27 protein-coding genes and 1 pseudogene are annotated in these 23645 nt (G+C 56.8%); 16 read left to right on the top strand and 12 right to left on the bottom strand.

Annotated features, from left to right (window positions below):
* Positions 1-44 precede the first annotated feature (44 nt).
* The gene (gene entS, locus ATE40_RS08990; protein WP_063919481.1) at positions 45-1328 is read left to right on the top strand and encodes an enterobactin transporter EntS; all 1284 of its coding nucleotides are present in this window, start codon (positions 45-47) and stop codon (positions 1326-1328) included.
* Between the two features lie 4 nt (positions 1329-1332).
* Here the strand turns inward: entS and ATE40_RS08985 are convergent, their stop codons facing one another.
* On the bottom strand, positions 1333-1692 hold the full coding sequence (locus ATE40_RS08985; protein ID WP_019455377.1) for a winged helix-turn-helix transcriptional regulator: 360 nt from the start codon (positions 1690-1692) through the stop codon (positions 1333-1335).
* Between the two features lie 102 nt (positions 1693-1794).
* On the opposite strand from ATE40_RS08985, the gene ATE40_RS08980 reads away from it, so the two are divergent.
* A complete protein-coding gene (locus ATE40_RS08980; protein WP_019455376.1) occupies positions 1795-2349 on the top strand; it encodes an NAD(P)H-dependent oxidoreductase in 555 nt (184 codons plus the stop codon).
* A gap of 91 nt (positions 2350-2440) precedes the next feature.
* A complete protein-coding gene (locus tag ATE40_RS08975; RefSeq protein ID WP_019455375.1) occupies positions 2441-3091 on the top strand; it encodes a LysE family translocator in 651 nt (216 codons plus the stop codon).
* Positions 3092-3105: 14 nt separating this feature from the next.
* On the opposite strand, the gene ATE40_RS08970 is transcribed toward ATE40_RS08975, so the two are convergent.
* Positions 3106-3882: an NAD(P)H-dependent oxidoreductase gene (locus ATE40_RS08970; RefSeq protein ID WP_019455374.1), complete on the bottom strand. Its 777-nt coding sequence runs from the start codon at positions 3880-3882 to the stop codon at positions 3106-3108.
* A gap of 84 nt (positions 3883-3966) precedes the next feature.
* Here ATE40_RS08970 and ATE40_RS08965 point away from each other — a divergent pair, with 84 nt between their 5' ends.
* Complete coding sequence (locus ATE40_RS08965; protein WP_063919480.1) at positions 3967-4860, top strand: LysR family transcriptional regulator; 894 nt, start codon at positions 3967-3969, stop codon at positions 4858-4860.
* A gap of 13 nt (positions 4861-4873) precedes the next feature.
* Here the strand turns inward: ATE40_RS08965 and ATE40_RS08960 are convergent, their stop codons facing one another.
* The 4 genes from ATE40_RS08960 to ATE40_RS08950 form a co-directional block, all read right to left on the bottom strand.
* Complete coding sequence (locus ATE40_RS08960; protein ID WP_063919479.1) at positions 4874-5353, bottom strand: GNAT family N-acetyltransferase; 480 nt, start codon at positions 5351-5353, stop codon at positions 4874-4876.
* Between the two features lie 126 nt (positions 5354-5479).
* Positions 5480-5641, bottom strand: coding sequence for a hypothetical protein (locus tag ATE40_RS24875; RefSeq protein WP_019455371.1), 162 nt, complete (start codon positions 5639-5641; stop codon positions 5480-5482).
* Between the two features lie 141 nt (positions 5642-5782).
* Entirely contained in the window at positions 5783-7849 is a 2067-nt protein-coding gene (locus ATE40_RS08955) for a TonB-dependent copper receptor (protein WP_063919478.1), read from the bottom strand.
* A gap of 220 nt (positions 7850-8069) precedes the next feature.
* Positions 8070-8477 carry a DUF2946 domain-containing protein gene (locus ATE40_RS08950; protein WP_071532857.1) on the bottom strand — a complete coding sequence of 136 codons (408 nt, stop codon included), beginning with the start codon at positions 8475-8477 and terminating at the stop codon, positions 8070-8072.
* A gap of 229 nt (positions 8478-8706) precedes the next feature.
* Here ATE40_RS08950 and ATE40_RS08945 point away from each other — a divergent pair, with 229 nt between their 5' ends.
* Entirely contained in the window at positions 8707-9315 is a 609-nt protein-coding gene (locus tag ATE40_RS08945; protein WP_019455368.1) for a class I SAM-dependent DNA methyltransferase, read from the top strand.
* Between the two features lie 40 nt (positions 9316-9355).
* Here the strand turns inward: ATE40_RS08945 and ATE40_RS08940 are convergent, their stop codons facing one another.
* Both ATE40_RS08940 and ATE40_RS08935 read right to left on the bottom strand, forming a co-directional pair.
* On the bottom strand, positions 9356-10657 hold the full coding sequence (locus tag ATE40_RS08940) for a PQQ-dependent sugar dehydrogenase (RefSeq protein WP_063919477.1): 1302 nt from the start codon (positions 10655-10657) through the stop codon (positions 9356-9358).
* 10 nt (positions 10658-10667) lie between these two features.
* Positions 10668-11093, bottom strand: coding sequence for a DUF2231 domain-containing protein (locus tag ATE40_RS08935; protein ID WP_063919476.1), 426 nt, complete (start codon positions 11091-11093; stop codon positions 10668-10670).
* Positions 11094-11261: 168 nt separating this feature from the next.
* Here ATE40_RS08935 and ATE40_RS08930 point away from each other — a divergent pair, with 168 nt between their 5' ends.
* Entirely contained in the window at positions 11262-11720 is a 459-nt protein-coding gene (locus tag ATE40_RS08930; protein ID WP_063919475.1) for a YbaK/EbsC family protein, read from the top strand.
* 85 nt (positions 11721-11805) lie between these two features.
* On the opposite strand, the gene ATE40_RS08925 is transcribed toward ATE40_RS08930, so the two are convergent.
* Positions 11806-12183 (bottom strand): VOC family protein, encoded by a 378-nt coding sequence (locus ATE40_RS08925; RefSeq protein ID WP_063919474.1) that lies wholly within the window; start codon positions 12181-12183, stop codon positions 11806-11808.
* Positions 12184-12536: 353 nt separating this feature from the next.
* Here ATE40_RS08925 and ATE40_RS24155 point away from each other — a divergent pair.
* Positions 12537-12704, top strand: a pseudogene (locus tag ATE40_RS24155) (GrpB family protein); the annotation flags it as partial.
* Positions 12705-12817: 113 nt separating this feature from the next.
* Positions 12818-12979: a hypothetical protein gene (locus ATE40_RS24655; RefSeq protein ID WP_156785420.1), complete on the top strand. Its 162-nt coding sequence runs from the start codon at positions 12818-12820 to the stop codon at positions 12977-12979.
* Positions 12980-13017: 38 nt separating this feature from the next.
* Here ATE40_RS24655 and ATE40_RS08920 read toward each other — a convergent pair whose 3' ends face one another.
* Positions 13018-13398: a nuclear transport factor 2 family protein gene (locus tag ATE40_RS08920; RefSeq protein ID WP_063919473.1), complete on the bottom strand. Its 381-nt coding sequence runs from the start codon at positions 13396-13398 to the stop codon at positions 13018-13020.
* 261 nt (positions 13399-13659) lie between these two features.
* On the opposite strand from ATE40_RS08920, the gene ATE40_RS08915 reads away from it, so the two are divergent.
* The 4 genes from ATE40_RS08915 to ATE40_RS08900 are packed head-to-tail and all read left to right on the top strand — an operon-like array spanning position 13660 to position 17303.
* Positions 13660-14643 carry a zinc-binding dehydrogenase gene (locus ATE40_RS08915; RefSeq protein WP_063919472.1) on the top strand — a complete coding sequence of 328 codons (984 nt, stop codon included), beginning with the start codon at positions 13660-13662 and terminating at the stop codon, positions 14641-14643.
* Between the two features lie 49 nt (positions 14644-14692).
* On the top strand, positions 14693-15376 hold the full coding sequence (locus ATE40_RS08910; protein WP_063919471.1) for a DsbA family oxidoreductase: 684 nt from the start codon (positions 14693-14695) through the stop codon (positions 15374-15376).
* A gap of 34 nt (positions 15377-15410) precedes the next feature.
* Complete coding sequence (locus ATE40_RS08905) at positions 15411-16430, top strand: AraC family transcriptional regulator ligand-binding domain-containing protein (RefSeq protein WP_211129810.1); 1020 nt, start codon at positions 15411-15413, stop codon at positions 16428-16430.
* 9 nt (positions 16431-16439) lie between these two features.
* Entirely contained in the window at positions 16440-17303 is an 864-nt protein-coding gene (locus tag ATE40_RS08900; protein ID WP_063919470.1) for a helix-turn-helix domain-containing protein, read from the top strand.
* A 27-nt stretch (positions 17304-17330) separates the two neighbouring features.
* Here ATE40_RS08900 and ATE40_RS08895 read toward each other — a convergent pair whose 3' ends face one another.
* A complete protein-coding gene (locus ATE40_RS08895) occupies positions 17331-18335 on the bottom strand; it encodes a LacI family DNA-binding transcriptional regulator (protein WP_063919469.1) in 1005 nt (334 codons plus the stop codon).
* A gap of 317 nt (positions 18336-18652) precedes the next feature.
* Between ATE40_RS08895 and ATE40_RS08890 the strand changes: the two genes are divergently transcribed.
* The 3 genes from ATE40_RS08890 to ATE40_RS08880 all read left to right on the top strand — a co-directional run bounded on the left by ATE40_RS08890 (position 18653) and on the right by ATE40_RS08880 (position 21771).
* Entirely contained in the window at positions 18653-19576 is a 924-nt protein-coding gene (locus ATE40_RS08890; RefSeq protein WP_063919468.1) for a substrate-binding domain-containing protein, read from the top strand.
* A gap of 67 nt (positions 19577-19643) precedes the next feature.
* Positions 19644-20819, top strand: a complete 1176-nt coding sequence (locus ATE40_RS08885) for a Gfo/Idh/MocA family protein (protein WP_063919467.1) — start codon at positions 19644-19646, stop codon at positions 20817-20819.
* A 10-nt stretch (positions 20820-20829) separates the two neighbouring features.
* Positions 20830-21771, top strand: a complete 942-nt coding sequence (locus ATE40_RS08880) for a sugar phosphate isomerase/epimerase family protein (protein WP_063919466.1) — start codon at positions 20830-20832, stop codon at positions 21769-21771.
* 53 nt (positions 21772-21824) lie between these two features.
* Here the strand turns inward: ATE40_RS08880 and ATE40_RS08875 are convergent, their stop codons facing one another.
* Positions 21825-22910: an NAD(P)-dependent alcohol dehydrogenase gene (locus ATE40_RS08875; RefSeq protein WP_063919465.1), complete on the bottom strand. Its 1086-nt coding sequence runs from the start codon at positions 22908-22910 to the stop codon at positions 21825-21827.
* 316 nt (positions 22911-23226) lie between these two features.
* On the opposite strand from ATE40_RS08875, the gene ATE40_RS24150 reads away from it, so the two are divergent.
* The gene (locus tag ATE40_RS24150) at positions 23227-23640 is read left to right on the top strand and encodes an energy transducer TonB (protein WP_071532856.1); all 414 of its coding nucleotides are present in this window, start codon (positions 23227-23229) and stop codon (positions 23638-23640) included.
* Positions 23641-23645: the final 5 nt, after the last annotated feature.

The following is a 23645-nucleotide window of genomic DNA, read 5'->3' as shown; positions in this document are numbered from 1 at the left end:
CGCGTGCGTACCGGCCCGTACTAAAACATCAAATGCAGGACATTATGGCCAGACCTTCTTTTTTTCTTGATTTCAGTTTGCTGAGAAGCAATGCGCATTTTCGCGCGATTTTCTGCGCCCGCATGCTGTCGGTGTTTTCCCTCGGCATGTTGGCGGTGGGGGTGCCGATTCAGATCCAGGCCATGACCGGCTCCACGTTGCAGGTGGGGGTTGCGGTGGCGCTGGACGGCGTGGGCATGTTTATCGGCCTGATGCTGGGCGGCGTGCTTGCCGATCGCTACGATCGCCGCAAGCTGATCCTGTTTGCACGCGGCACCTGCGGGCTGGGCTTTGTCGCTCTGAGTCTGAACGCCTTCGCCCCGGCGCCGTCGCTGTGGGCGCTCTATCTGCTGGCGGCCTGGGATGGATTCTTCGGCGCGCTCGGCATGACGGCGCTGATGGCGGTGATCCCGCTGCTGGTCGGGCGCGAGAACCTGGCGGCGGCGGGGGCCTTGAGCATGGTGACGGTGCGCATCGGCGCTATTCTGGCGCCGGCGCTGGGCGGGATTATCATCGTGTTCGGCGGCGTGGGGCTGGCGTTCGCCGTGGCGGCGGCCGGGACGCTGGGCACCCTGGTTCCGCTGGTGCGCTTGCCGACGCTGTTGCCGCAGCATCAGGAACCGGAACACCCGCTGCGCGCGCTCGCCAGCGGTTTCCAGTTTGTCTGGCGCAATAAGGTGGTCGGTTCGGTGGTGTTGCTGGGGATGCTGATGAGCATCGTCGGCGCCGTCAGGGTGCTGTTTCCGGCGCTGGCGCAGGACGCTTACCATGTCGGCGCGTCCTCTATCGGCCTGATGTACTCTGCGGTGCCGCTGGGGGCGATGCTGGGCGCGCTGACCAGCGGTTGGGTGGGGCGATACGCTCGTCCCGGCGTACTGATTCTGGTCGCCGCCATCGTCGCGTTTACCGCTATCGCTTCGCTGGGGCTGTTCAGCCACCTGGCGCCGGCGCTGCTGGCGCTGGTGTGTTACGGCTACGCCAATGCCATCGCTTCGCTCCTGCAGTTCATGCTGATCCAGAGCAACACGCCGGATCATCTGTTGGGCAGGGTCAACAGCCTCGGCACCGCCCAGGACGTGACCGGCGATTCGATCGGCGCCTTAGGGCTCGGCGTACTGGGCAGAGTGTTCACCCCGTTGATGAGCGTGCTGTCGTTTGGCGCGTTCGCCGCTGTGCTCGGCGTGCTGGTGGCCTTCAGCGTGCGTACGCTGCGCCAGTGCCGGCCGCCGGACGCGTTGGTCGAGCACGATAAGCCCGTTGCGGCAACCTCAGCGGCGGCGGACAACTAACCCCTCACGGCGCCGGCTGTTCCGGCCGGTGCCGTTCTCCCCACTGGCACATCATGTCGATCACCGGGATCAGCGAACGCCCGCGCTCGGACAGGCTGTACTCCACCTTGGGCGGGATCTGCGGATACTCCTTTCTCACCACCAGGCGGTCTTTTTCCAGCTCTTTCAACGTCGAACTCAGCGTTTTGTACGAAATGGTGCCGATGCAGCGCTGCAGTTCGTTGAAGCGCAATACCGGCTTATACAGCGCCAGCCAATAAAGAATAATCATTTTGTATTTGCCGTTGATCACCGACAGGGTGTAGCCATAGCCGGTGTCTTCAAGGCTGATGCCCGTTGGGCTGCAGCGGGATTCGGCGGTCATTTTATACTTTCTCCGGGGTAAGTATGTGTCGTGAGTGTGCGTATTTTACATTCTGCCAGCATACCCTAAGATGCGTCGAAACACCTGTCTGGAGAGATCAGTATGAAAACGTTAGTGGTAGTGACACATCCCGATATGGCGAATTCGGTGGTGAACAAGCGTTGGCTGGAGGAACTGCGGCGCTATCCGGCGCGCTATACCGTGCACGAACTGCATCAGGCCTATCCGGACTGGCGGATCGACGTCGCCAGGGAACAGCAGCTGATTGAAGCGCATGACAACATCGTGCTGCAGTTTCCGATTTACTGGTTCAGCAGCCCGCCGCTGCTGAAAAAATGGCTGGACGACGTGCTCACCTACGGCTGGGCCTACGGTTCCCGCAGCGGTTACAAGATGCAAAACAAGAAGCTGGCGCTGGCGGTCACGGCGGGCGTGCGCGCAGAAGATTATGCGCGCGCAGGGCGCTATCGCTACTCGCTGGAGGAAATCTTTCGGCCGTTTGAAGTGACCGCTGGTTACGTGCGGGCCGACTATGCCTCGTTCTTCGCCTTTTACGGCAAAGAGACGGCTTCGGACGGGGCGACAGAACAGGTTCAGCAGCATGAGCTGGACAGCAGCGCACAGGGCTACCAGGCATTTCTCGCCGCCCTGAATTAACGATACTCCCCGGATGCGCCTGATAGTGCTGTTGCGAATGTCCGGGGAGGATTATGATTAGCGGATCCTTTGACTCGCCGGTGATAACCCCATGCCTTCGGCCGAAACGTTCATTGCTTTTCTGATTGCGCTTACCCTCCTGGAACTGTCACCCGGACCGGACATGATGCTCACCCTGGCCAGAGGCATCGGCCAAGGCCGCCGCATCGCGCTGCTCAATGTTTTCGGCATGGTTTTTGTCGCTGGCATGGTGCAGGTTTCCATGCTGGTGCTCGGTCTCGCCACGCTGCTGCATACTTATCCGCTGGCGTTGGACGTGTTGCGTTGGGTGGGAGCGGCCTATTTGGTTTGGCTGGGGATAAAAATGCTGAAGGTAAGCCGTCAGCCTGTCGATGCGGTATTGAAACCCCGGACGATGACCGGGCGGCAGGCGGTGAAAGAAGGGGCGATTAACAGCCTGACCAACCCTAAATCGCTGCTGTTCATGTTTGCTTTCCTGCCGCAGTTTGTTAACCCTGAAATCGGGCCGGTTTGGGTGCAATTGCTCGTTTTGGGCTCCATTCAGAAACTGGCCGGGATCCTTTCGCTGGGCTCTGTCGCCATGGCCGCCGGCACCGTGGGGCAATGGCTCGCCCGTAATCCCCGTTGGTTGGTGTGGCAGCAGAGATTTACGGGCGTGGTGATGATGGGATTGGGCGCCAAACTCCTGCTTGGGGGCGGTGCCGCGTCAGCGCCGCGATAATGGCGCGGCTCGCGCTATTTCAGGTGAATGCTAAAGCCGCGTTGCCCCGGTGCAAGGGGGTCCTTTAACGTCAGCTGCGGGATCAGATAGTCCCCGGCATTCTGTCGCCGAAATGGGATTGGATCGGCGTTCCACAGATTATCCAGCCGCTGCCCGAGCCGCTCGCACAGATCGGCGAAGCGCGTCTCGTCGGTCTTTCCGGCGCGGTAGGTGACGAACGGCGGCAACACCTCGAAGCCCGGGTAATGCAGCATGCCGTGCTGGATCGGAAACAGGATATCGTCGATCGGCCCGTTGATGCCGCGCGGGGCGTAATGGGATTCCCACCCGCCGGCGCTGACGATCAGCATGGCTCGTTTGCCCGCCAACATCCCTTCGCCGTAACGGTCGCCCCAATGCGTATCGGAATGCTCACCAACGCCGTAGGCAAAACCATAGGCATAGACGCGATCGACCCAACCTTTCAGGATCGCCGGCATCGAGAACCACCACAGCGGAAACTGCAGCAGCACCGCGTCCGCCCAGCGCAGCTTTTGTTGCTCCCGTTCGATGTCGGCGCTCTGCACGCCGCTGGCGTACGCACGCTTCGAATCCAGCGAAGGATCGAAACGGGGCCCTGAAGCACCTTCCTGGCTGTCCTCGGCGTCGATCGCCGCTTTCCAGCGCATGGCGTACAGATCGGAAACCTGCACCTGATGGCCGGCCTGCGTCAGGCGTTCAACGGCGAAGTTTTTCAGTGAGCCAGTCAGCGACTGCGGCTCCGGGTGGGCGTAAACAATCAACACATTCATAACAGCTCTCCTTGGTGTGAGAGCTGCAGGTTAGGGCGTTAGTAGGTATATTAGAAATGAATTACCGTTATCCCAGGTATAACTATGAATAATTTAAGGCGACTGGATCTCAACCTGCTGGTGACGCTCGACGCGTTGCTGGCGGAGCACAACGTGACGCGCGCGGCGCAGCGGCTCAATTTCTCCCAACCGGCGGTCAGCGTGCATCTCGCCAAACTGCGGGCGATCTTTGACGATCCGCTGCTGCTGCCTGGCCCGCGCGGCATGCGTCCGACCGCCAGAGCGGAGCAGCTGCGGGAACCGTTACGCCAGGCATTGGCGGCGCTCGAGTTGGCGGTAACGCCGGCCACGCCTTTCGATCCTGCCGTGGCGACCGATACCTGGCGCGTTGCCGCCTTCGACTATGGCGAATCCACCATCGTGCTGCCGGCGCTACAGGGTTTGCGAACCGCGGCGCCCGGCACCCGACTGGCGGTGCTGGAAATCGCGCCGGCACGTCTCGCCAAACTGGCGGAACAGGGAGAGATCGATCTGGCGTTTCACACCCGCGAAGGCGCGCCGCCCGGTCTGCGTCAGCGCACGCTGTTCAGTGAACGCTATGTGCTGGTGGGCAGAGTCGGCCACCCCAAGCTGCATGAAAACCTGACGCTGGCGCAATTTTGCGAACTGGAGCAGGTGATGGTCTCGCCAGACGGCGGCGGCTTCTACGGCATGACCGATCGGGCGCTGGCAGACGTGGGGCTGAGCCGGCGCGTGGTGCTTTCGGTGCCGCATTTTCTGTTCGTTATCTCCGTACTGACGCAATCCGATTTGGTGGCGATGTTGCCGGAGCGGCTGGTGCGCAACCAGCCTCTATTGCAGCAGATCACGCCGCCGCTGGCGGTGCCGGGCTTTGAAATGACCATGCTGTGGCACGAACGATCGCATAGAGATCCCGCTCACCGGTGGCTGCGGGATCATATCCTGCGTTCCGTGTGAGCGGCTTGACAGATTAAACGGAAAAGCGCTTTTTAATTCTGTCGACCGGCGTGCCATCGCTGAGCGGCACCTGCAGCAAACGATCGTAATCGCGAAAGCCCATTTTTTGATAATAGGCGAGGCCGCCGACGTTATCCGCCCGAATGGTGGCGTTGATGTGCTTGAAACCGTGCGACTTCGCCGCCGCTAACGTTGCGGGAAACAGCGCGCTGCCGACGCCACGCACCTTCGGCGACAGGCGAGAGAAGGTGGCAATATCTGCGGTATCGGACGGCAGGGCATCGTCAACGCTCAGCGACTGGAAGCCCACCAACAGTCCATCCACCTCCGCGACCTGGCAACTCAGCGCATTGATGCCGCTGATGAACCATTCGCTGAATTCGGCTGGGGTGAGGGGCGTTTCTATCGCGGTCGTGCCACCGGCGCTGATCACCTCATTCAATAACTGCGTCAGCGCTTCAGCGTCTTGCGGGGTTATCGTTCTGATCTTCATTGCGTTGCTCTCTCCTCCACAGGGGTTTCAGGCGTAATGAATCTGCTGGAACCATCGAAAGAAGATAGACGCAGGCGTCCGGCAATGAAATACCGGAACGTGCGGGACAAAAAACAGCGCGGGAAATTACATGAACAGGAAGCGGTCGGCCAACGGAACGCCGCGCTCGAGGCGTGGTGGCAGCGCGTCGTCGCGATCGTCAGGCTGGGCAGCCTGTGGCGCGACATCTTCGGCTTTTTCAATCATCAGCTCGCCGAGCAGGGCCAGAAAACGAGTGAGCTTTTGCATATTCCCTCCGGATCGGTGATTAGGCTAAGCGTGATAGTAATCGCCGCTAAACCGGATGGGAAAAACTTAAAACTCATATCCTAAGAACCGGATCGCATATCGCTTGACCGGGCGACGGTTGCCCATCGCCCGGTGAACGGCTTAGAAGGTGACGTTAACCTTGGCCCACAGGGTGCGGCCCGGTTCATTCACCGCGCTGTTGGCCGAATAGCCGAAGGCGCTGTTGCCCGCCAGGTTGAGGTGCTCGCTGTAGGTCTTGTTCAGGATGTTATCCAGACCGGCGCTCAGCTTGACGTTCTTATTCAGCTTGTAGGCGGCGTTGGCGGACAGCACGCCGAAGCCGGCGCTATCGGCAAAGTCTTTGCCCACCACGTTGCCTTCGTTGATCGCCACGCGGTGCTGGCTGCTGACCAGACGCCACAGGCCGGTGCCGCTCCAGTCGCCGTACTCGTAGGTCAGGCCCAGGCGCGCTTCCAGCGGCGGGATCTGCGGCAGCGGGCGGCCGTCGCTGGTGTTTTTACCCCAGGAGTAGGCCAGGCTGGCGTCGGTTTTCCAGTGTTCGCTAAGCTGGTAGCCCATGCCCATTTCGCCGCCCATAATGTTGGCGTTGACGTTATCGGCCTGGCTGAGGCGCGCGTTGTGCGGATCGTATTTGAACAGGATGAAATCATCGACCCGGCCCAGGTAAGCGGAGACCCAACCGTTGAAGCGCTTGCCGTTGTACTGCGCGCCGATATCGAGTTGCGTGGTTTTCTCGCTCTTGACGCTGGCGAACGGATCTTTGCTGCCGTTGGGACCCAGCTTCGGCGAGAACAGCTCCCAGTAATCCGGGAAACGTTCGGTATAACCGACGCCGGCGTACAGCATCAGTGGCAGATCGGCCAGCGTATGCTCCAGGCGCATAAAGCCGCTCGGCAGCGTATCTGAACGCTCCACATCGTTGCCATTGCGGAAGTTCTCCACCAGGGTGCGGTCGAGGCGCGCGCCGCCGATCAGCTTATCCTGCTCGCTGGTGGACCAGGTCAGTTCGCTGAAGGCGCCGTAGCTGTTGAACTGGGCGTCTTTTTCCCAGCTGCCGCGGCTCATGCTGCGATGGGTGTTGGTCTGGGTGTCCATACCGCTTTCAAGCTTCACGTCCTGCCACTGCCAGGTACCCATCACGCGGCCGCCGACGGTGCGGCGATCGAGCTGCATCGTCATGCCGGAAGACATCATATGCCCGCCGTGGCCGCCCATGCTCATGCCGCCATGCCCCCCGTGGCCGCCCATGCCGCCGCTGCCCGGCGAGCGCAGAGTCACGTTGTCCATCACGTGGTTGGCGTAGTTGTAGTAGACCTGCGCTTCAAGCTTATCCAGCACCTCGCCGATGTTGGATTTTTCCACCCGCATGCCCAGGCTTTCGCGCTTGAACTGCGAACCGTCCATGCTGCGGCCGGCATAGCGCGCTTCGCCGTTGCCGCGGCCCATGGTCACTTCCAGCAGCGTATCGTTGTCCGGCGTCCAGCCGAGCGCCAGATCGCCGTTCCACTTGTCCCAGCGCGACGGCACGCGCGTATTGGTGCCGTCCTGATAGTCGTTGGAACGGGATTTGTTGGCCATCACCCGCAGATAACCTTGTTCGGCGCCGAGGCTGGCGTCGATATTCTCATCCCAGCGGCCGTTGGAACCGGTCAGCACGCTGGCGTTGCCCTTGATGCCCGGCTTGTCGAAGCGCGGGCGTTCACGCTCGAAACGCACCGTGCCTGCCGACGATCCCGGCCCCCACAGCACCGTCTGCGGCCCTTTGGTGATGGTCAACAGATCGAAACTTTCCGGCGAGATATAAGAGGTGGGCGCATCCATCCGCGACGGGCAGGCGCCCAACATTTCCGAACCGTCGGTGAGGATCTTCAGCCGCGAACCGAACATGCCGCGGAACACCGGATCGCCGTTGGTCCCACCGTTGCGGATCTGCGAAAAGCCGGGGATGGTTTTCAGGTAATCCGAGCCGTCGCTGGCCGGCACCGGCTGGCGCGGTGTTTTCGGCGAGGTGACGATGGTCAGCGGTGAGTAGAGCGGCGCGCTGACGGTGATCACATCGGCATCATTAGTCTGGACCTCGGCAGGGTGTTGGTGCGCCTGCGCCGCGTGGCCGGCCAGCAGAAACAGCGGCATGGCGGTAGTGATAGCGCGGGTAACGGCATTCTTTTTATACGTCGGTTTAAACATCATCTTTCCTTAAGCTAACTCTTTTCCGTGCTTGGCCGAGGGATTATTCAGGCGTGGGGCGGCCTGGCGAAAATCGCCATCGGGAAATACGGGGGTTAATTCCATCAACATGGAAATAACCGGGCTAATAATGTCGTCTCGATGCATAACCATTGGGCGAATTAATTCCGCCGCGTTGAAGCGATCAACGGCTAATACGGAGAACGGCAATAGGCTTATTTTAAAATCTGAGGAAAGAGACGGGGGGCGCGCGCGGCTGTAATTCGGTGTGAACAACGTGGGCAAACAGGGGAACGAGATAGTGGATCGGCGGCGGCCGCGAGGCCAGCGATTGGGACCAGAACAGCGGGGCGTGGCTCACGTCCAGCAGCGGCGCGTGCAGCAACAGCACGCAGTAACCGCAGGCGCTGTCGTCCATCATCATCGCCATGTTGTGGTGGCCGCCGCCGTGCTGCATCTGCGGCGGCGCGGCTTTTTCAGGTTCAGGCGGCGGCGAGTGCATCCCGTGATGCATCGGCATCTCCATGCCGCAGTCCGCCATGACGGTCGTTCCAGCACTTCCGGCGCGCACATGCTCCAGGGATCGCGAGACCACCGGCGCAATGAACAGCATCAGAATGGCAAACATCCCTAACCAGGCAGCGGCCCGATTTCGCGATGCAGTGGGCTGAATTAACGACACAATCAACCTAAAAAAAGGGTTAACACAGGGTAGGGAATTGTACTGGTTTATGTCGAAATGTTAAAACCTTTTATTTCTGGTCAACGGTCTGTTGATGAATATATTATCGAATGAGCGCTTTAATTCTGACCAGCGGCTATTTTTTTGCGCCAATAACGTGACGGGGAAAATATTAATGACGGAAAAACTGGCGAGCACCATTATCCCGCTTTATGACGAACATGCTGCCGCCTGGGAACGCCTCAGGTCCACCACGCTGTTTGAACGGCCGTGGCTCGACCGCTTTTTGCAGCTGGCTCCGGCCAATGCGCGGCTGCTGGATCTCGGCTGCGGCAATGGTACGCCGATCGCCGCCTATTTTATCGATCAAGGGTATCGGGTGACCGGCATCGACAGCTCCCAGGCGATGATTGCGCGCTGCCGGCAACGTTTTCCGCAGCAAGAATGGCGGCAGACGGATATGCGCCAGCTGGATTTGGCGGTCAGGTTCGACGGCCTGCTGGCCTGGGACAGTTTCTTTCATCTGGCGCGCGACGATCAGCGCCGCATGTTTCCGCTGTTCAGACGGCATGCCAATCCGCATGCCGCACTGATGTTCACCAGCGGCCCTGCAGACGGCGTGGCGATCGGCAGCTTCGAAGGCCAGCCGTTGTTTCACGCCAGCCTGGCGCCGGAAGAGTATAGGCGCTTATTGCAGGAGAACGGCTTCCGCGTGGTCGACCATATCGTGGAAGATCCCGCCTGCGGGGGGAGAACGGTGTGGCTGGCGCAGGTTGATGAGTGACAATGTCACGGTCGGGTTCTCCTGAACCCGACCGTTAACCTTATTTGGCGCTGACGCGCCAAACGGTATTGCCGACGTCATCCGCAACCAGCAAAGCGCCGGTCTTATCGACAGCCAACCCCACCGGGGCGCCATAGAGTTCCTTCTCGTCGTCGGAGACAAAGCCGGTGACCACCGCTTTGAGCTTGCCAACCGGCTTGCCTTGTTCAAACGCCACATAGCTGACCCGGTAGCCGTTCAGCGGCGATCGATCCCAACTGCCGTGTTCGCTGATAAAGGCGCCGCCGTGATAGTCGGCCGGCAAAGCGCTCGCGGTGTAGAACAGCAGCCCCAGCGGCGCGACGTGCGAGCTGAGCGCGTAGTCCGGCTTGATGGCTTTCGCCACAAGATCCGGCCGCGCCGGCTGCACCCGCCGATCGACATGCTGACCAAAGTAGCTGTAAGGCCAGCCGTAGAACCCGCCGTCCTGCACCGAGGTCAGGTAGTCCGGCACCAGATCGGCGCCGATCTCGTCACGCTCGTTGACGATAGCCCACAGCTTGCCGCTGTGCGGCTCCCACTGCAGCCCGGTCGGGTTGCGCAGGCCGCTGGCAAAAATGCGGCTGGCGCCGGAGGCGGTGTCGACTTCCAGCACGGCGGCGCGCCGGTACTCTACGGCCAGGCCGTTCTCGGTGATGTTGCTGTTGGAACCCACCCCGACATACAGCTTCTTCCCGTCTGGGCTGGCCAACAGCGCCTTGGTCCAGTGGTGATTGATTGTGTCCGGCAGGTCGGCCAGCTCTTTACCCGCATCGCTGATGCGCGTCTCACCCGGCTGATAGGCGTACTGCATGATGTTGCCGGTGTTGGCCACGTACAGCGTGTTGCCAATCAGCTGGACGCCAAATGGGGAATCGAGCCCCTCGAGGAAAACATGCTTTTCCCAACTGCCGTCGGCAGTGGGGCGTAGCAGGGTGATGCGGTTGCCGCCTTTGCCGCCTTTACCGGATTGGCCTTTCACCAGGCCGGCGATCAGTTGCTTGGTCGTGCTTACCGCTTCGGTGCCCGGCCCGTTGGCTTCCACTACCAACACATCGCCGTTGGGCAGGGTAAGCAACTGGCGCGGATGCAGTAAACCGTCCGCCACCTTTTCGATTTTCAAGCCTTCGGCCACTTTCGGCATCTGGTTCTGTTGCCAGCCCACGCCCTTAGGCACCTGCATCGGCGGGATCAGGAAGTTTTGCGCCGCCGGCAACGTCGGATCCGGGCCCATTTGTTGCTCTGGCGAAATGACGGCGCTGTTATCACAACCTGCCAGTGCCAAAACGGCAGCCAGAGAGAGCGCCAGGGATGATAGCTTCATGAAAACCTCCTTATTTTGCACGGGCAGCAAGGGCCAGCAGAATATTAGCCAGGCTCAGCAGCGCGACCACGATGGCAGACAGCACCACACCTTGCGGCACCACGGCATACGCATCACGGCTATGCACGAAAGCGTTGACGATGGCGAGAACGATGGCGATCAGATTCAACCAGAAGTGGAGTTTGACCGATGCTCCCAGCCGGCGGCTGCTGCCGAACCACACTTGCACCAGGTTAATCAGCCGGGGAATAATGGCAAAAACCAGGCCGATGGCGATCAGCCAACCGGCACCATTGACCCACTGAATATTCGCCGTGCAGGCATAGATAATGTCGAAAATCAGCGCCGCAGTGAAAAATCCGTAGGGTATCGGGTTGAGCCATTCATAGACGGCCACCGCAGCCGCTGAAGGCCTTGCTGTCGTTTGCGTGGTCATTCAGGTATCTCCATGAAAAATGATGAGTAAAAAGGGCATTGACCTCTTAAAGCTTTGTTCAGATTCAGCGATTTGAACAATTTTGATTCTCATTTTTAGCATGCGATGTTAAAACCGAAACCATCACTTCGGCATTATCAATGGGTTAGCAATACCAGGAGGAAGGGCATGAGCATAGAACGCGTTCAGCGATTTCTGACCGAGCACGCACCGGAAGCGGCGGTAACGGTGTTGGCAAAGAACACCGCGACGGTGGCGCTGGCGGCGGAAGCCTTTGGCGTTGAGAGTGGGCAGATCGCCAAGACGCTGTCGTTTCGCGTGAACGACGGCGTAGTGCTGTTGGTGATGGCGGGAACCGCCCGGATCGACAACAAAAAGTACAAGCAATACTTCGGCGTAAAGGCGCGCATGCTGCCGGCAGAGGAGGTGGAGGCGCTGACCGGCTATCCGCCCGGCGGCGTTTGCCCCTTTGCCGCGCTGGAATCGGTCAGAATTTACTGCGATCGCAGCCTGCGTGATTACGATGAAGTGCTTCCGGCAGGCGGTAGCGATAATTCAGGCGTGAGAATTGCGCCACAACGGCTCGCCAGCATCACCGGAGCAGAGTGGATTGACGTGACAGGGTAACGCTAAGTGAAGACGTCACATTTGTGTTATGTTAAATAGAGATGGTAGCTACTTAGTTAATGTGCTGTTTTAACTGAAAAAATCACTAATCCAGCGAGATATGGCAAACCGCCTCGATATTATGGCCATCCGGGGCGATCACAAATGCCGCATAGTAGTGAGCATGGTATTGGGGCCGCAAACCGGGCGCGCCGTTGTCTTTGCCGCCGGCGTTTAACGCGGCATGGTAGAACGCATCGACCTGTTCACGGCTGCTGGCGGCAAATGCCAGGTGCAGATGCGCAGGTTTTTCATCGGTCTGAAACAGACATAAGGAAACGTTACCTCGATCGGGACACATTTCAACGCCGTATGCGGGTTCACCTTCGGCCACGACCTTTACGCCCAGCGGCGCCAGCGCAGTGAGGAAAAACGCTTTGCTGAGGGCGAAGTCGCTAACGCCAAATTTCACATGATCAAACATGGAAATACTCCTGAAGGATGCAGAAAAATGTCCCATTCAGTATAGCCAATACCGTGATTGGTGTCGGAAGCGATGCAAACACACGCCATGTGCATTTAGCATGCAAATAGTGCCCGTTTAAGAGACGCGTTTGGGAGAAATCTGCAGTATCGTAGCTGCCGAATTCTCTCAGATTTCACGTAGCGCGATCAAAAAAGCAGGGGGTTCCTGACCAATACCGGCAGGTATACGCCATTGAAAATCATGTCCGGTCATCATTAATGAAGTGGACAATGGCAGCGCGCATCAGCACGGCCAAAGCTTATGGGTGGAACGTTATAAAGATGGCGAGATAGTGGCTGGCGAGAACGGCAACGTCGCGTGGCGAGAACGGGATTGCCGGCAGGCGTTACGACATCAAGGGAAACGACAATCGCACGCATCACGTGCATGTATTTACTGCGGGAAGTGAACAGGCGATCAGACATTTGGCGTTCAGAGATTATCTGCGCAAGCATCATGGTGTTGCTCAGCAATACGCGGAGACTGCGGAAGCCTGTAGATAAAAACCAGAGGCCTATGGCCGGCTGAAAAACGAATTTGTTCAAAGGCATGAGCAGCTGGTGCGGACTTGGTTGGCCGCAGGAGAAACCCCATGAATCAGGCCTGGACGCCAGAATCCCTGTATCCTTACCCTGGTGCGCATAATGTATATTATGTTAAATGGAATTACTGGGTACGCACCGGGGTTATCCTGCCCGTCCTTTCTCACCTCACCTTCAAGGCTTATCAGACTGATATCCTTTTTTATGTTTAAGCCCATCTATCGACACATCTCAGTTTCATCATCTCAGTTTAGCCCTTAGTCGGCGTACCTTGATGAAAGCGCATCTGCCAACCCGCCTTTTCCGTCAGGAGCCAAATCGATGAGCGTTCGGTGCAACGAACGACGCGGCCCTGCGCGTCACGCTGAAAACTTTTATACGTCAGCAACACGGCGCCTTCACTGATTTTCGCCAGCTTAAAGCCTGCGGCGAAAATCGGCGGATAATCCGTTTCCATCTCCAGCGCCGCAACGGTTTGGCATTTGTCATAACGTAGGCCTGAACGACCAATCTCTTCAAAGTCTTCATGCAACAATGCCGCAACACGCTGCGGATCGCGGCGCACCGTTGACTGGTGCAGTTCAACTTCAAGCGTCTGGAATAGACTCAGCAACACTGCAGAATGGGTCAAAATACCCTCCTTTTTTGATCGCGCTACGTGAAATCTGAGAAAAATTGCGACCCATGGTAACGCAGAAAAATGCATGCGGGTCCGCCTTTATTTAACGTTCAGCTGACAGCCCCGACAGAAAAATACCTGTTTCAACCCTATTGATTGACTGCACTTCACCCCTTGTGTCTCGTAAACACAAAAATACGACTCGTGACATCAAGAACACGGGGCCGCTGATAAGTATACTTTTAACCTATTAAACAATAAGGAGCATAAATAATGCGCATTGCTATACATGACTCTCTTGGCCAGCCAGAGCAAGTTATTCGTATCGAACAAACCTCTCGCCCGAAGCCAAAAGCCGGCGAAGTGTTGTTGCAGATGGTTCTCTCACCGATTCACAACCATGACCTGATGCAAATTTCTGGTACCTACGGCATCAAACCGGAGTTACCTGCCCGAGCAGGAACCGAAGCTCTCGGCCGTGTTATCGAGGTTGGCGCAGATGTGAAGCACTTGAAAGTTGGCCAGCGCGTAGCCGTATCGGGGGCCATCGGCACTTGGGCCGACGCTTTTGTCGCACCCGCCGCCACACTCTTGCCGGTTCCGGATGATATCAGTGATGAACTGGCGGCCCAATTACTCGTTATGCCATCAAGCGCAACCGTTGTGTTAGATGACCTGGGCGTTAAAAGCGGTCAATGGATGATCTTGAGTGCCGCCGCGGGAGCCGTAGGCAAGAACCTTGCGCTATTGGCGGCCTCTCGCCAGATCCGGGTTATTGGTCTGGTCAATCAAGAGCATCAGGTGCAAGAGCTAAAAGAACTCGGCGTTGACGTGGTTGAAAATACGGAAATAGAGGGTTGGCAATCGCGCATAAAGGCGGCGTTAAACGGGGAGCCACTGCTCTTTGGGCTGGACTCTGTGGCGGGAAAGCTCACCGGGGAAATGTTGAGCATCATGAATGATAATGCCACGCTGGTCGTGTTTGGCGCCATGAGCAATCAACCGCTATATATTGACTATCAGGATGTCATTTTCAAACAAGCCATCATTCGCGGTTTCTGGGGGTTGCGGAAATTCGCTGCGTTGAGCGACGAATACCGATCACGAATGATCTCAGAGATTATAACGTTGGCCCAAAAAGATGGGTTGAATCTGCCAGTAGCCGCTGTCTATGACCTTGGCGATATTGCAAAAGCCATCGGCACCAAGCATGCGCCAGGTAAAGTGTTACTGCGCGGCAGCGATATTGAGCGCTAATCTGATGCGGTCGATCGAGTGATGCGACCGCCCTATCTGGAGATAAACAATGAAAATAGATATTTGGTCTGATGTCATCTGTCCATTTTGTTATATCGGTAAGCGGAAATTGGAAGCCGCTTTAGAGCAAACAGGTATCCAGGCAGAGATCGAATGGCACAGTTTTGAACTAAGCCCAGATTCTCCTCGCTATCACGGGGTCTCTCTGCCGGAAACGATGAGCCAGATGTATGGGATCAGCCGGGAACGGGCTTTGGCGATCTTGAAACACGAGGAGCAGGAAGCCAGCCGTATGGGGCTGGACTTCCAGTGGGAGATTGCCAAGCCAGGCAATACATTTGATGTCCATCGCTTGATCCATTTGGCAAAGTTTTATGAATTAGGAGACAAAGCCAAAGAAAGATTTTTGAAGGCTTATTTCACAGAGGGACAAGACATCGGCGATCAACAGGTCCTTCGGGCGCTAGCGCTCGAGATCGGTTTGCCTGCAGATAAGATCGATGACGTACTGGAGAATAATCTTTTTGCTGATGAAGTGCGCTTTGATGAGTGGGATGCCCGTAATCGTGGCATCCGTGGCGTGCCCTACTTTGTTATCAACGATAGCGCTACGGTGTCTGGCGCCCGTGAAGTTAATGAGTTTATCAATGTGCTGCGTGACCAAGTGGCTCTGCTGGCCTCACAAGCGGAGACAGGAATATGCAATGGCGGATTTTGTGAAATCAAGAAATAATGACGTCACTCTTACCGTACGCTGAGGTGCAAAGATGATGGTACGTTCTACCGGCATGAAAGGTTATTCCAGCCTCATGAAAGACCTTGGCGTCGACCCATTGCCACTGCTTTACAAACATGGTTTACCCGAGGATTTAGGCGAAGTCGATGACGCGCTGGTGCCGTTGATTCCCGTGATGCAACTCATGGAAGATAGCGCATCTGCCTCACAGCATTTTGATCTTGGCCTGAGGCTCGCCGCACAGCAAGATATTGATATTGTTGGTCCTCTTGCTCTGGCTATACGCCATTCAGCAAATGTATATGAAGCAATGTATACGTCTTCACAATATATGTATGTGCATAGCACCGCGATTCATCTTGGCCTGGTTGAACCAAGCCCACTCATTCCCGATTCTGTTGAAGTGCGTATTGAGATCGGCGTGCCTAATGCACCTATGTTTCGGCAAACTATCGACCAATGTCTGGGCAGAATGCACCATATGCTCAAGTCTTTTGCCAAAGAAAATTATCAGTTACTGGCGATAACCTTCCCTTATGAAGGGAAACCGGATTACGGCGCCTATCAGCGTTTTTTTGGCCGAGCGGTCATTTATCCTGAGCACGAATACATTGGGCTACACGTATCGCCGAAAACCTTGAGCAGCAAAATCGATAATATTAACCCGGCATTGAAACGCATTGCCCTGGAATATCTACAGATGCACTACGGCAACCCGGAATTATCGATGGTGAGTCGTGTCCGTCGAGCCCTGCATTGCACGATAGGAACATCCGGTGGAAGCAAGTCTTCAATTGCGGAGTTGCTGTTTTTACACCCACGGACAATGCAACGAAAATTGGCCGAAGAAAACGCGACTTTTGACCTGATCCGTGATGAAGTCCGCCAGGAAATCGCATTTCGTTTTCTCACGCAAACCCGTATGCCGCTGTCACAGTTGGCACCTTTGCTCGGTTTTGCCGATCAATCGGTCCTTACGGTTTCATCCAGACGCTGGTTTGGTATGCCGCCCTCCAAAGTCAGGGCGATGAATTCAGCGACCAATGGATAAGGATATAATATGCATAGAGCCGAAGTGGTCAGGGTAATGTTGGCCTGGATTGAGGAAAATATCTCTGGCAGGCTCACGTTAGATGAAGTTACTTGCCGATCCGGGTACTCAAAATGGCATTTTCAGCGGATATTTAGAGAGGAGACCGGGAAGATTCTCGGGCAATATCTTCGTGAGCGACGTCTCACTCATACAGCATTTGAATTAAGGCTGTCAAAAAAATCAATCACTGACATTGCGTGGGATCACGGGTTTGATTCGGTGCAAGCATTCACCCGCTCGTTTAAGCGTCAATTCCAGGTGACCCCTGCCGTTTACAGGAAAACCCCCTCCTGGCCCTATAATGGGATGTGCCCACCAATACGTCTCGAGTTAATTAATGTACCGCCGATGAATATCGTGCTACAGCAAGAGATACGGCTTCTGGGGCGATTTAACTATTACTCTTACCCCAGGTGTCGTATTGATGATGGGCAGTTGCAGCTATGGATGAAATACTGGGTTAATTTTATTTCAGCGCTGACCAGCCGGCCTAAAAACCTCGTCGGATTGCTAAACTATCACGCAGGCGAGAAAAAAATAGACTCCGTTGACTTTAGTTACGTCACCTGCGTAAAGGGTGACGAACAAGGCGATGAATATCCCGATCTCCATGCCATTAACATTCCTGGCGGCATGTACGCTTGCTTCTATTATAAGGGTGTGGCCGAGAAGCTTAATGAATTCATTTGCCATATTTACGATACATGGCTGCCGTTGAAGGGACTCAATCGTTTAAATGGGTATGATGTCATCAAATATTCAATCGATGAGTCACCAACCAGCGCCTATGACATGAAAAACATTGAGATTGAATACTGCATTCCAATATAGGCAGAGGCTCTCACGCCCGTCTTCCCCTCAGCTATTTTTCACATGCGACCGCCGAACTCGCAATTCCCCATGCCGCCAGGCCCCGTCTGCCGTGGCGCGATTGTCGATCAGGCGATTCAAGGCCTCTTCGACCAGCCGGTCGATGCGTTGGCTATAGCTGGTCAGCGCCCAATTGGCAGAGCCGGCTTCGTCGATATCGTCGAAACCTACCACGGCTATGGCTGACGATGGCGCCGTTTGCCTGATGGCTTCGAGCGCCCCCAAGGCCAGCACGTCGTTCTCGCAGAACAGCGCCGCAACCCGCTCGCTTTCCGGCGTGGCCTGCAGGTATTCGCTCATCAACTGAAAACCGCGCTGGCGATCGTAGTGGCCGGCAGTGAGTACCCTATCCAGCTGAAAACCGGCAGCGAGCAGCTTGTCGCGGTAGCCTTCCATACGCAGTAAATGGCTGCTTTGCGTGTCCGGCCCCTTCATGTAGCCAAAGCGCCGGTGGCCTTGCTCAATCAGCAGCGCGGCGATCTCTTCGCCGGCGCGGTAGCCGTCGATATTGACCACATCAATGTGTTCACTTTCCGTATTGCGACACACCTGCACCAGCGGGATCTGATGCAGATCTTGCGCGATTGCCACCCACTCTTTGGTTAACACGGTCGCCAGGAACAGAATGCCATCGACCTGCAGCTGATCGGCCATCGCCATCACCGCCCGGTAATTTTCTCCGGCGGTGATGTTCAGCAGCAGCGCCATGTAGCCGCGGGTTTGCAACTGTCTGGTCACCATATCAAGCATCATCATCGAATGTGGATTCTTCATCTCGTCGATGGCCACGCCGATGATGTGCGTGCGTTTTTGCGACAGGCTACGTGCCAGCAGGTTCGGCCGATAACCCAGCTCGGCCGCCGCCGCCAGCACGCTTTCACGCGCGCTGTCCGAGATCGACGCGCCGGGCGTAAAGGCGCGTGATACCGTCCATTTGGAAACGCCGGCCTTTTCGGCGACGTCGCTGGCGGTGGCTTTGTGGTGTTTCATCATGATTGTGTCGATCCCTGCTTCGGTGAAGTCAAACTATATCCTGTTCGCTCAGATCCCCTAAGCGCCCGTCGACATGCCTGCTGCAATTATGTGCTGTTTTTGCACCCGATTGCAATTCGTTGTGCAACCGGGTGCAAAATGTAAACAGTTTGTGATCGTCTACGCTGTTTTCACCTTTCCCCAGTTGACCAAATTTTATCCATGGCCGACATTCACGGTGGCATTCAGAGACTCACGGCCGTTTTGCCTTCTGCTTTGCACCCGGTTGCAAATTCGCTGTTTGCCTACAACGCCTCTTTTCTCAACAGGATACCGTAATGAAAAAAACCAGACTGCTGTTGATGTTAGCCTGCTCGCTGTTTGTCGTGACCGCCCAGGCCAAGACCTACCAGGTCGGCGTGGCGCTGGCCAACTTCGATCTCAACTTCGTCTCCATCCTGCGCAGCCAAATGGCACGAGAACTGGCTGCGCAGCAGCTGCAAGGCCAGTTCGTCGATGCCAAGGGCGATGTTGCCCTGCAGGTGCAGCAGGTAGACGATCTGATTAATCAGGGCGTGGATGCCATTATCCTCAACCCGGTCGATACGCAAGGCGTCCAGCCGATGATAACGGCCGCCCAACGCGCCGCGATCCCCCTTATCTTCGTCAACCGCAAGCCCGAAGTGCCGCTTAGCGGCGCGACGGCCTACGTCGGCTCCGATTCGGCGCTCAGCGGCCGCCTGCAGATGGAGGCCCTGGCGAAAAAAATGAATTACCGCGGCAACGTGGCGATCCTGATGGGTGCCCTATCCAACGAAGAAACCCGCGAACGTACCCGTGCGGTAGAAGCGGTGATCGCCAAACACAAAGACCTGAAAGTGGTAGAGAAACAGACCGCCAAATGGCAGCGCAACGAAGCGGTCGACGTGGTTTCCGGCTGGTTGCTGAACGGCACGCCGATCGATGCGATCGCCGCCAACAACGATGAGATGGCCATCGGCGCGATCATGGCGCTGAAGCAGGCCAAAAAGAATGGCGTGCTGGTTGCCGGTATCGATGGCACGCCCGACGGCCTGCAATTTATCAAAAACGGCGACCTGGCGGTGACCATTTTCCAGGATGCCAAAGCCCAGGCGATCGGCGCGGTGCAGGTGACCCGAGCGATGTTGGATCACGCCAAAACCGAGCCCTATAACTGGATACCCTACGCCACCGTGACGCGAGAAAACTACCCGCAATTCGCGCAGATGAACCAGAAATAAGCCGTTGCCACTCTCTTTTTCAACCCATTTTGCACCCGAGTGCAAAGCCACAGTATCAGGAGTCAGCATGTTAAATGGTGAAAGAAGCATCCCTCGCCCGCTGCGTTGGGCGATGATCGGCGGCGGCCGCCTCAGCCAGGTGGGCTACAAGCACCGTTCCGGCGCACTGCGCGACAACACCGCCTATCGGCTGGTTGCCGGCGCCTTTGATATCGACGCGGCGCGCGGACGTGAGTTTGGCGTCAATCTCGGCGTGCCCGCCGAACGCTGCTATGACGGCTATCAACAGTTGCTGGAGCAAGAAGCTAACCGCGAAGATGGCGTTGAGGTGGTGACCATCGCCACCCCCAACGGCACCCACTATGAAATCACGCGCGCCGCGCTGAATGCCGGCCTGCATGTCATCTGCGAAAAGCCGCTGTTCTTCACCACGGCGGAGGCGAGAGAAATCAAGGCGCTGGCGGCGGAGAAAGGGCTGATCGTCGGCGTAACCTACGGCTTCTCCGGCCATCCGCTGCTGATGCAGATGCGCGCCATGATCGCGAACGGCGACATCGGCGAAATACGCATGGTCGAATTGCAGTACACCCACGGCTTCAATGCCAACGAAAGCGCGGACACGTTCGAAGCGCAAAAGTGGCGTGTCGATCCGAAAATCGCCGGTCCCTCTTTTGTGCTGGGCGACATCTCTACCCACACCTTCTACATCTCGCAGCTGGTGATGCCCGACATGAAGATTGCTTCCCTGCTGTGCGATCGCCAGAGCTTTATTCCTTCCCGCGCCCCGCTGGAAGACAACGCCATGGTGCTCATGCACTACGAAAACGGCGCCGTCGGCCGCATGTGGGCCTCCGCCGTCAATGCGGGCGCAATGGACAGCCAAAGCATCCGCGTGGTGGGCTCACGCGCCAGCTTGCAGTGGAGCGATTCCACGCCCGGCGAATTGCGCTATGAGATCCAGGGGCGGCCCAACCAAACGCTGCACCACGGTATGCCCTATCTGGACGACAGCGCGCTGGCCGAAGAGCGGCTCGGCGCGCTGCATACCGAAGGCCTGGCCGAATCCTGGGCCAATATCTACCTCAAGTTCGCCATCGCCATCAGCGCCAGCCAGCGCGGCGATCGGCAAGCGCTGGCCACGCTGATCTACCCGGATATCGACGCCGGATTGGAAGGCGTGCGCTGGATTGAAAACTGCGTTCGCTCCGCCGACAACGGCGCCACCTGGGTCAATTACCTATAAGGAAAACACCATGAAACTTTCATTCTGTACCGACAGCCTGGGCCATTTGCCCTTCGAGCCCATGCTGGACCGGTTGCTGGAACTGGGGGTGCTCGGCGTGGAAATGACCACCGGCGGCTGGTCTCCGGCCCCCCATCTGGATGCCGACGATCTGCTGGCTAACCCGGCCAAACGCCGGCAGCTGCAGCAGGCGCTGGCCAGCCGCGGCATGGAAATCGCCGCACTCAATGTCTCCGGCAACCCGCTGGATCCGGGCGAGCTGGGGCGGCTCCATCTGCGACAAACCGACAATACGCTGGAGCTGGCAGGCCTGTTGGGGGTAAAAAAGATCGTCATGATGAGCGGGCTGCCGCCGGCCAGCCCGCATGACACCATCCCCAACTGGATCACCTATACCGTCAGTTGGCCGCCCACGGTAAAAAACTGTCTGGACTATCAATGGAATGAGGTGGCGATCCCCTATTGGCGCACACTGGTCGACAAAGCCAGGGAGTGTGGCGTCGAACGGTTCGCGCTGGAGAACTTCAGCGCCATGCTGGTGTGGAACCCGCAGACGCTGTTCCGGCTGCGCGACGCGGTCGGCCCGATGGTAGGCCTGAACCTCGATCCCAGCCACCTGATCTGGATGGGGGCAGATCCCATCGCGGTAGCCCGCGCCCTCGGCCCCGCCATTCACCATGTGCACGGCAAAGACGTGCGCCTTGAGCGCGGCATCGTCGAGGTTAACGGGCTGCTGGAGACCAAACCAATCGACGACGTGGCCGGTCGGGCCTGGAATTACGTCGCCGTCGGCTGCGGGCGGGATCTGCAGTGGTGGAAGGAGTTCTTCTCGGTGGTGCGCATGACGGGCTATAACGACTGGGTGTCGCTGGAGATGGAAGACCTGACCATGTCGGTCGATGCCGGGATCGCCTCCTCCGTTCAGGCGCTGCAACAGACGATCAGCAGGTAACCCCAGGCGCAGCGGTTGCGGCCGCTGCGCCAGATTCATCCTGTGTTGCACCGTTACGGGGTTATCGCCAACTTAATCACGCCATCGCGCTTTTCAGAGAACAGGTGGTAAGCCTCGGCAATATTCTCCAGCTGAAAACGATGCGTCACGAACGGTGTGAGATCCAAACCGCCATGCTGGATAACGTTCATCATTCTGCGCATCCGCTCCTTACCGCCAGGGCACAGAGCCGTACGAATCGTATGATCGCCCAGCCCATAGGCGAACGCCTCGACAGGCAATTGAATATCGTCGCTATAGACGCCGAGGCTGGACAGTGTCCCGCCAGGTTTTAAGACACGCAGCGCTTGATTAAAGGTGGCTTGCGTCCCCAAACACTCGATGCTGGCGTCCACACCACGCCCCGCCGTAATCTTGAATATTTCATCAATCACATCGGTTTCCTTGTAATTCAGCATGACGTTTGCCCCCATCTTTCCCGCCATCATCAGCTTTTCGGGAGAGCTGCTGATGGCAATAATCAGGCTGGCGCCCTGCAGGCGAGCGCCCGCAGTGGCGCATAAACCGATCGGCCCCTGGGCGAAGATGGCCACCGTATCACCAATTTTAATGTTGGCATTTTCCGCGCCTTTAAAACCGGTAGACATCACATCCGGGCACATCAGCACCTGTTCATCCGTCAGACCGTCCGGTATGAGCGCCAAATTGGCTTCAGCATCAGGCACCAGTACATATTCAGCCTGGGTACCGTCGATAACATTGCCGAAGCGCCAACCCGCCGTGGCTTTATATCCATGGCAAGGACATTCCGGCAAGTAGGCGCCATCCTGGGCGGGAAATCCATCCTGGCAGGCATAGGACGTAAAAGAGGGGCAAATGGCACCGGCCAACGCCCGCTGTCCTTCTTTAAAGCCTTTAACATTGCTCCCGAGCTTTTCTATAATCCCAACCGGCTCATGTCCCACGGTCAGTCCGTGAGGCACGGCATATTCACCCTTAAGAATATGAATATCGGTACCGCAGATTGTCGTCGTGGTTATTTTGAGCAAAGCATCGTTGGGGCCAGGAGAAGGAATCGGTTTTTCAATGAGTTCTATTCTCCCCCTTTCGATAAAGGCGGCGGCTTTCATCATGCGCATGGTGGAAGATCCTTTGTTTTTTGTCGAGGAAATTACAAGAAATAATAATCTAATTGGTTATTTTTTCTATTTTAATGCCCTGTGAAACAATTGTTATCTCCAATAATTTCAATGGTAAAGTAAAATAATAGATATAATTAACCAAAGAATTAACCCCACCCCGAACAACTATTTACCCTCATATTTTCGAATAGAGTATTAGCTTAAGAAAAGAATGATTAATACCCTAGCGAAAGCTGCATGATTTCTCTTTCTAAATACCCTGTGCTAAGCGAAAATATGCGTTATCTGATTGATAGAACATGCAGGAAACGCCATGTCACGATTCACCCTCATCTCGCTGAGCCTGGCACTTGCCGGTTGCGCGCCATTGCAACCTGATGGCTGTGAAAAAGCCAGTGCGGTGAACGATTGCGTCTATGCCTGGCGTGCAGGCAGCAATGTTCCAATGGCAAAGCAACCGCCTAACCTGGGATGCGACGGACAAGTCTTTTATGAGCGGCCATACTATTCCGCCTCTGCGAAGGCTGAAAAACGTGAAGGCGAAGTGAGCGCAACATTTGATGTTGATGATAAGGGTAAAGCCAGAAATATCGTGCTAACGGGCACACCGGAATTCTATCGCGACACCAAAAGCGCTATCGCACGCAGCTGCTGGGTACCAGGCAGCGTTAATGAAACAGTGTTGTTTACTTTTAAACTCTCTGGTGATGCTGAAGCCAACCGATAAGCGCA

The organism is Serratia surfactantfaciens (assembly GCF_001642805.2).
Classification (GTDB): Bacteria; Pseudomonadota; Gammaproteobacteria; order Enterobacterales; family Enterobacteriaceae; genus Serratia; species Serratia surfactantfaciens.
The sequence above is the reverse complement of the archived record's forward strand: the minus strand, read 5'-3'. Positions and strand labels throughout refer to the sequence as shown.

What these genes read in the sequence shown, in the direction of transcription:
- ATE40_RS24150 (WP_071532856.1), top strand. Translation starts at nt 23,227, where the DNA reads ATGTCACGATTCACCCTCATCTCGCTGAGCCTGGCACTTGCCGGTTGC.
- ATE40_RS08910 (WP_063919471.1), top strand. Translation starts at nt 14,693, where the DNA reads ATGAAAATAGATATTTGGTCTGATGTCATCTGTCCATTTTGTTATATC.
- ATE40_RS08980 (WP_019455376.1), top strand. Translation starts at nt 1,795, where the DNA reads ATGAAAACGTTAGTGGTAGTGACACATCCCGATATGGCGAATTCGGTG.
- ATE40_RS08940 (WP_063919477.1), bottom strand. Translation starts at nt 10,657, where the DNA reads ATGAAGCTATCATCCCTGGCGCTCTCTCTGGCTGCCGTTTTGGCACTG.
- ATE40_RS24875 (WP_019455371.1), bottom strand. Translation starts at nt 5,641, where the DNA reads ATGCAAAAGCTCACTCGTTTTCTGGCCCTGCTCGGCGAGCTGATGATT.
- ATE40_RS08955 (WP_063919478.1), bottom strand. Translation starts at nt 7,849, where the DNA reads ATGTTTAAACCGACGTATAAAAAGAATGCCGTTACCCGCGCTATCACT.
- ATE40_RS08915 (WP_063919472.1), top strand. Translation starts at nt 13,660, where the DNA reads ATGCGCATTGCTATACATGACTCTCTTGGCCAGCCAGAGCAAGTTATT.
- ATE40_RS08985 (WP_019455377.1), bottom strand. Translation starts at nt 1,692, where the DNA reads ATGACCGCCGAATCCCGCTGCAGCCCAACGGGCATCAGCCTTGAAGAC.
- ATE40_RS08930 (WP_063919475.1), top strand. Translation starts at nt 11,262, where the DNA reads ATGAGCATAGAACGCGTTCAGCGATTTCTGACCGAGCACGCACCGGAA.
- ATE40_RS08975 (WP_019455375.1), top strand. Translation starts at nt 2,441, where the DNA reads ATGCCTTCGGCCGAAACGTTCATTGCTTTTCTGATTGCGCTTACCCTC.
- ATE40_RS08905 (WP_211129810.1), top strand. Translation starts at nt 15,411, where the DNA reads ATGATGGTACGTTCTACCGGCATGAAAGGTTATTCCAGCCTCATGAAA.
- ATE40_RS08880 (WP_063919466.1), top strand. Translation starts at nt 20,830, where the DNA reads ATGAAACTTTCATTCTGTACCGACAGCCTGGGCCATTTGCCCTTCGAG.
- ATE40_RS08950 (WP_071532857.1), bottom strand. Translation starts at nt 8,477, where the DNA reads ATGTTTGCCATTCTGATGCTGTTCATTGCGCCGGTGGTCTCGCGATCC.
- entS (WP_063919481.1), top strand. Translation starts at nt 45, where the DNA reads ATGGCCAGACCTTCTTTTTTTCTTGATTTCAGTTTGCTGAGAAGCAAT.
- ATE40_RS08945 (WP_019455368.1), top strand. Translation starts at nt 8,707, where the DNA reads ATGACGGAAAAACTGGCGAGCACCATTATCCCGCTTTATGACGAACAT.
- ATE40_RS08890 (WP_063919468.1), top strand. Translation starts at nt 18,653, where the DNA reads ATGAAAAAAACCAGACTGCTGTTGATGTTAGCCTGCTCGCTGTTTGTC.
- ATE40_RS08970 (WP_019455374.1), bottom strand. Translation starts at nt 3,882, where the DNA reads ATGAATGTGTTGATTGTTTACGCCCACCCGGAGCCGCAGTCGCTGACT.
- ATE40_RS08895 (WP_063919469.1), bottom strand. Translation starts at nt 18,335, where the DNA reads ATGATGAAACACCACAAAGCCACCGCCAGCGACGTCGCCGAAAAGGCC.
- ATE40_RS08960 (WP_063919479.1), bottom strand. Translation starts at nt 5,353, where the DNA reads ATGAAGATCAGAACGATAACCCCGCAAGACGCTGAAGCGCTGACGCAG.
- ATE40_RS08925 (WP_063919474.1), bottom strand. Translation starts at nt 12,183, where the DNA reads ATGTTTGATCATGTGAAATTTGGCGTTAGCGACTTCGCCCTCAGCAAA.
- ATE40_RS08875 (WP_063919465.1), bottom strand. Translation starts at nt 22,910, where the DNA reads ATGCGCATGATGAAAGCCGCCGCCTTTATCGAAAGGGGGAGAATAGAA.
- ATE40_RS08935 (WP_063919476.1), bottom strand. Translation starts at nt 11,093, where the DNA reads ATGACCACGCAAACGACAGCAAGGCCTTCAGCGGCTGCGGTGGCCGTC.
- ATE40_RS08885 (WP_063919467.1), top strand. Translation starts at nt 19,644, where the DNA reads ATGTTAAATGGTGAAAGAAGCATCCCTCGCCCGCTGCGTTGGGCGATG.
- ATE40_RS08900 (WP_063919470.1), top strand. Translation starts at nt 16,440, where the DNA reads ATGCATAGAGCCGAAGTGGTCAGGGTAATGTTGGCCTGGATTGAGGAA.
- ATE40_RS08965 (WP_063919480.1), top strand. Translation starts at nt 3,967, where the DNA reads ATGAATAATTTAAGGCGACTGGATCTCAACCTGCTGGTGACGCTCGAC.
- ATE40_RS24655 (WP_156785420.1), top strand. Translation starts at nt 12,818, where the DNA reads ATGAATCAGGCCTGGACGCCAGAATCCCTGTATCCTTACCCTGGTGCG.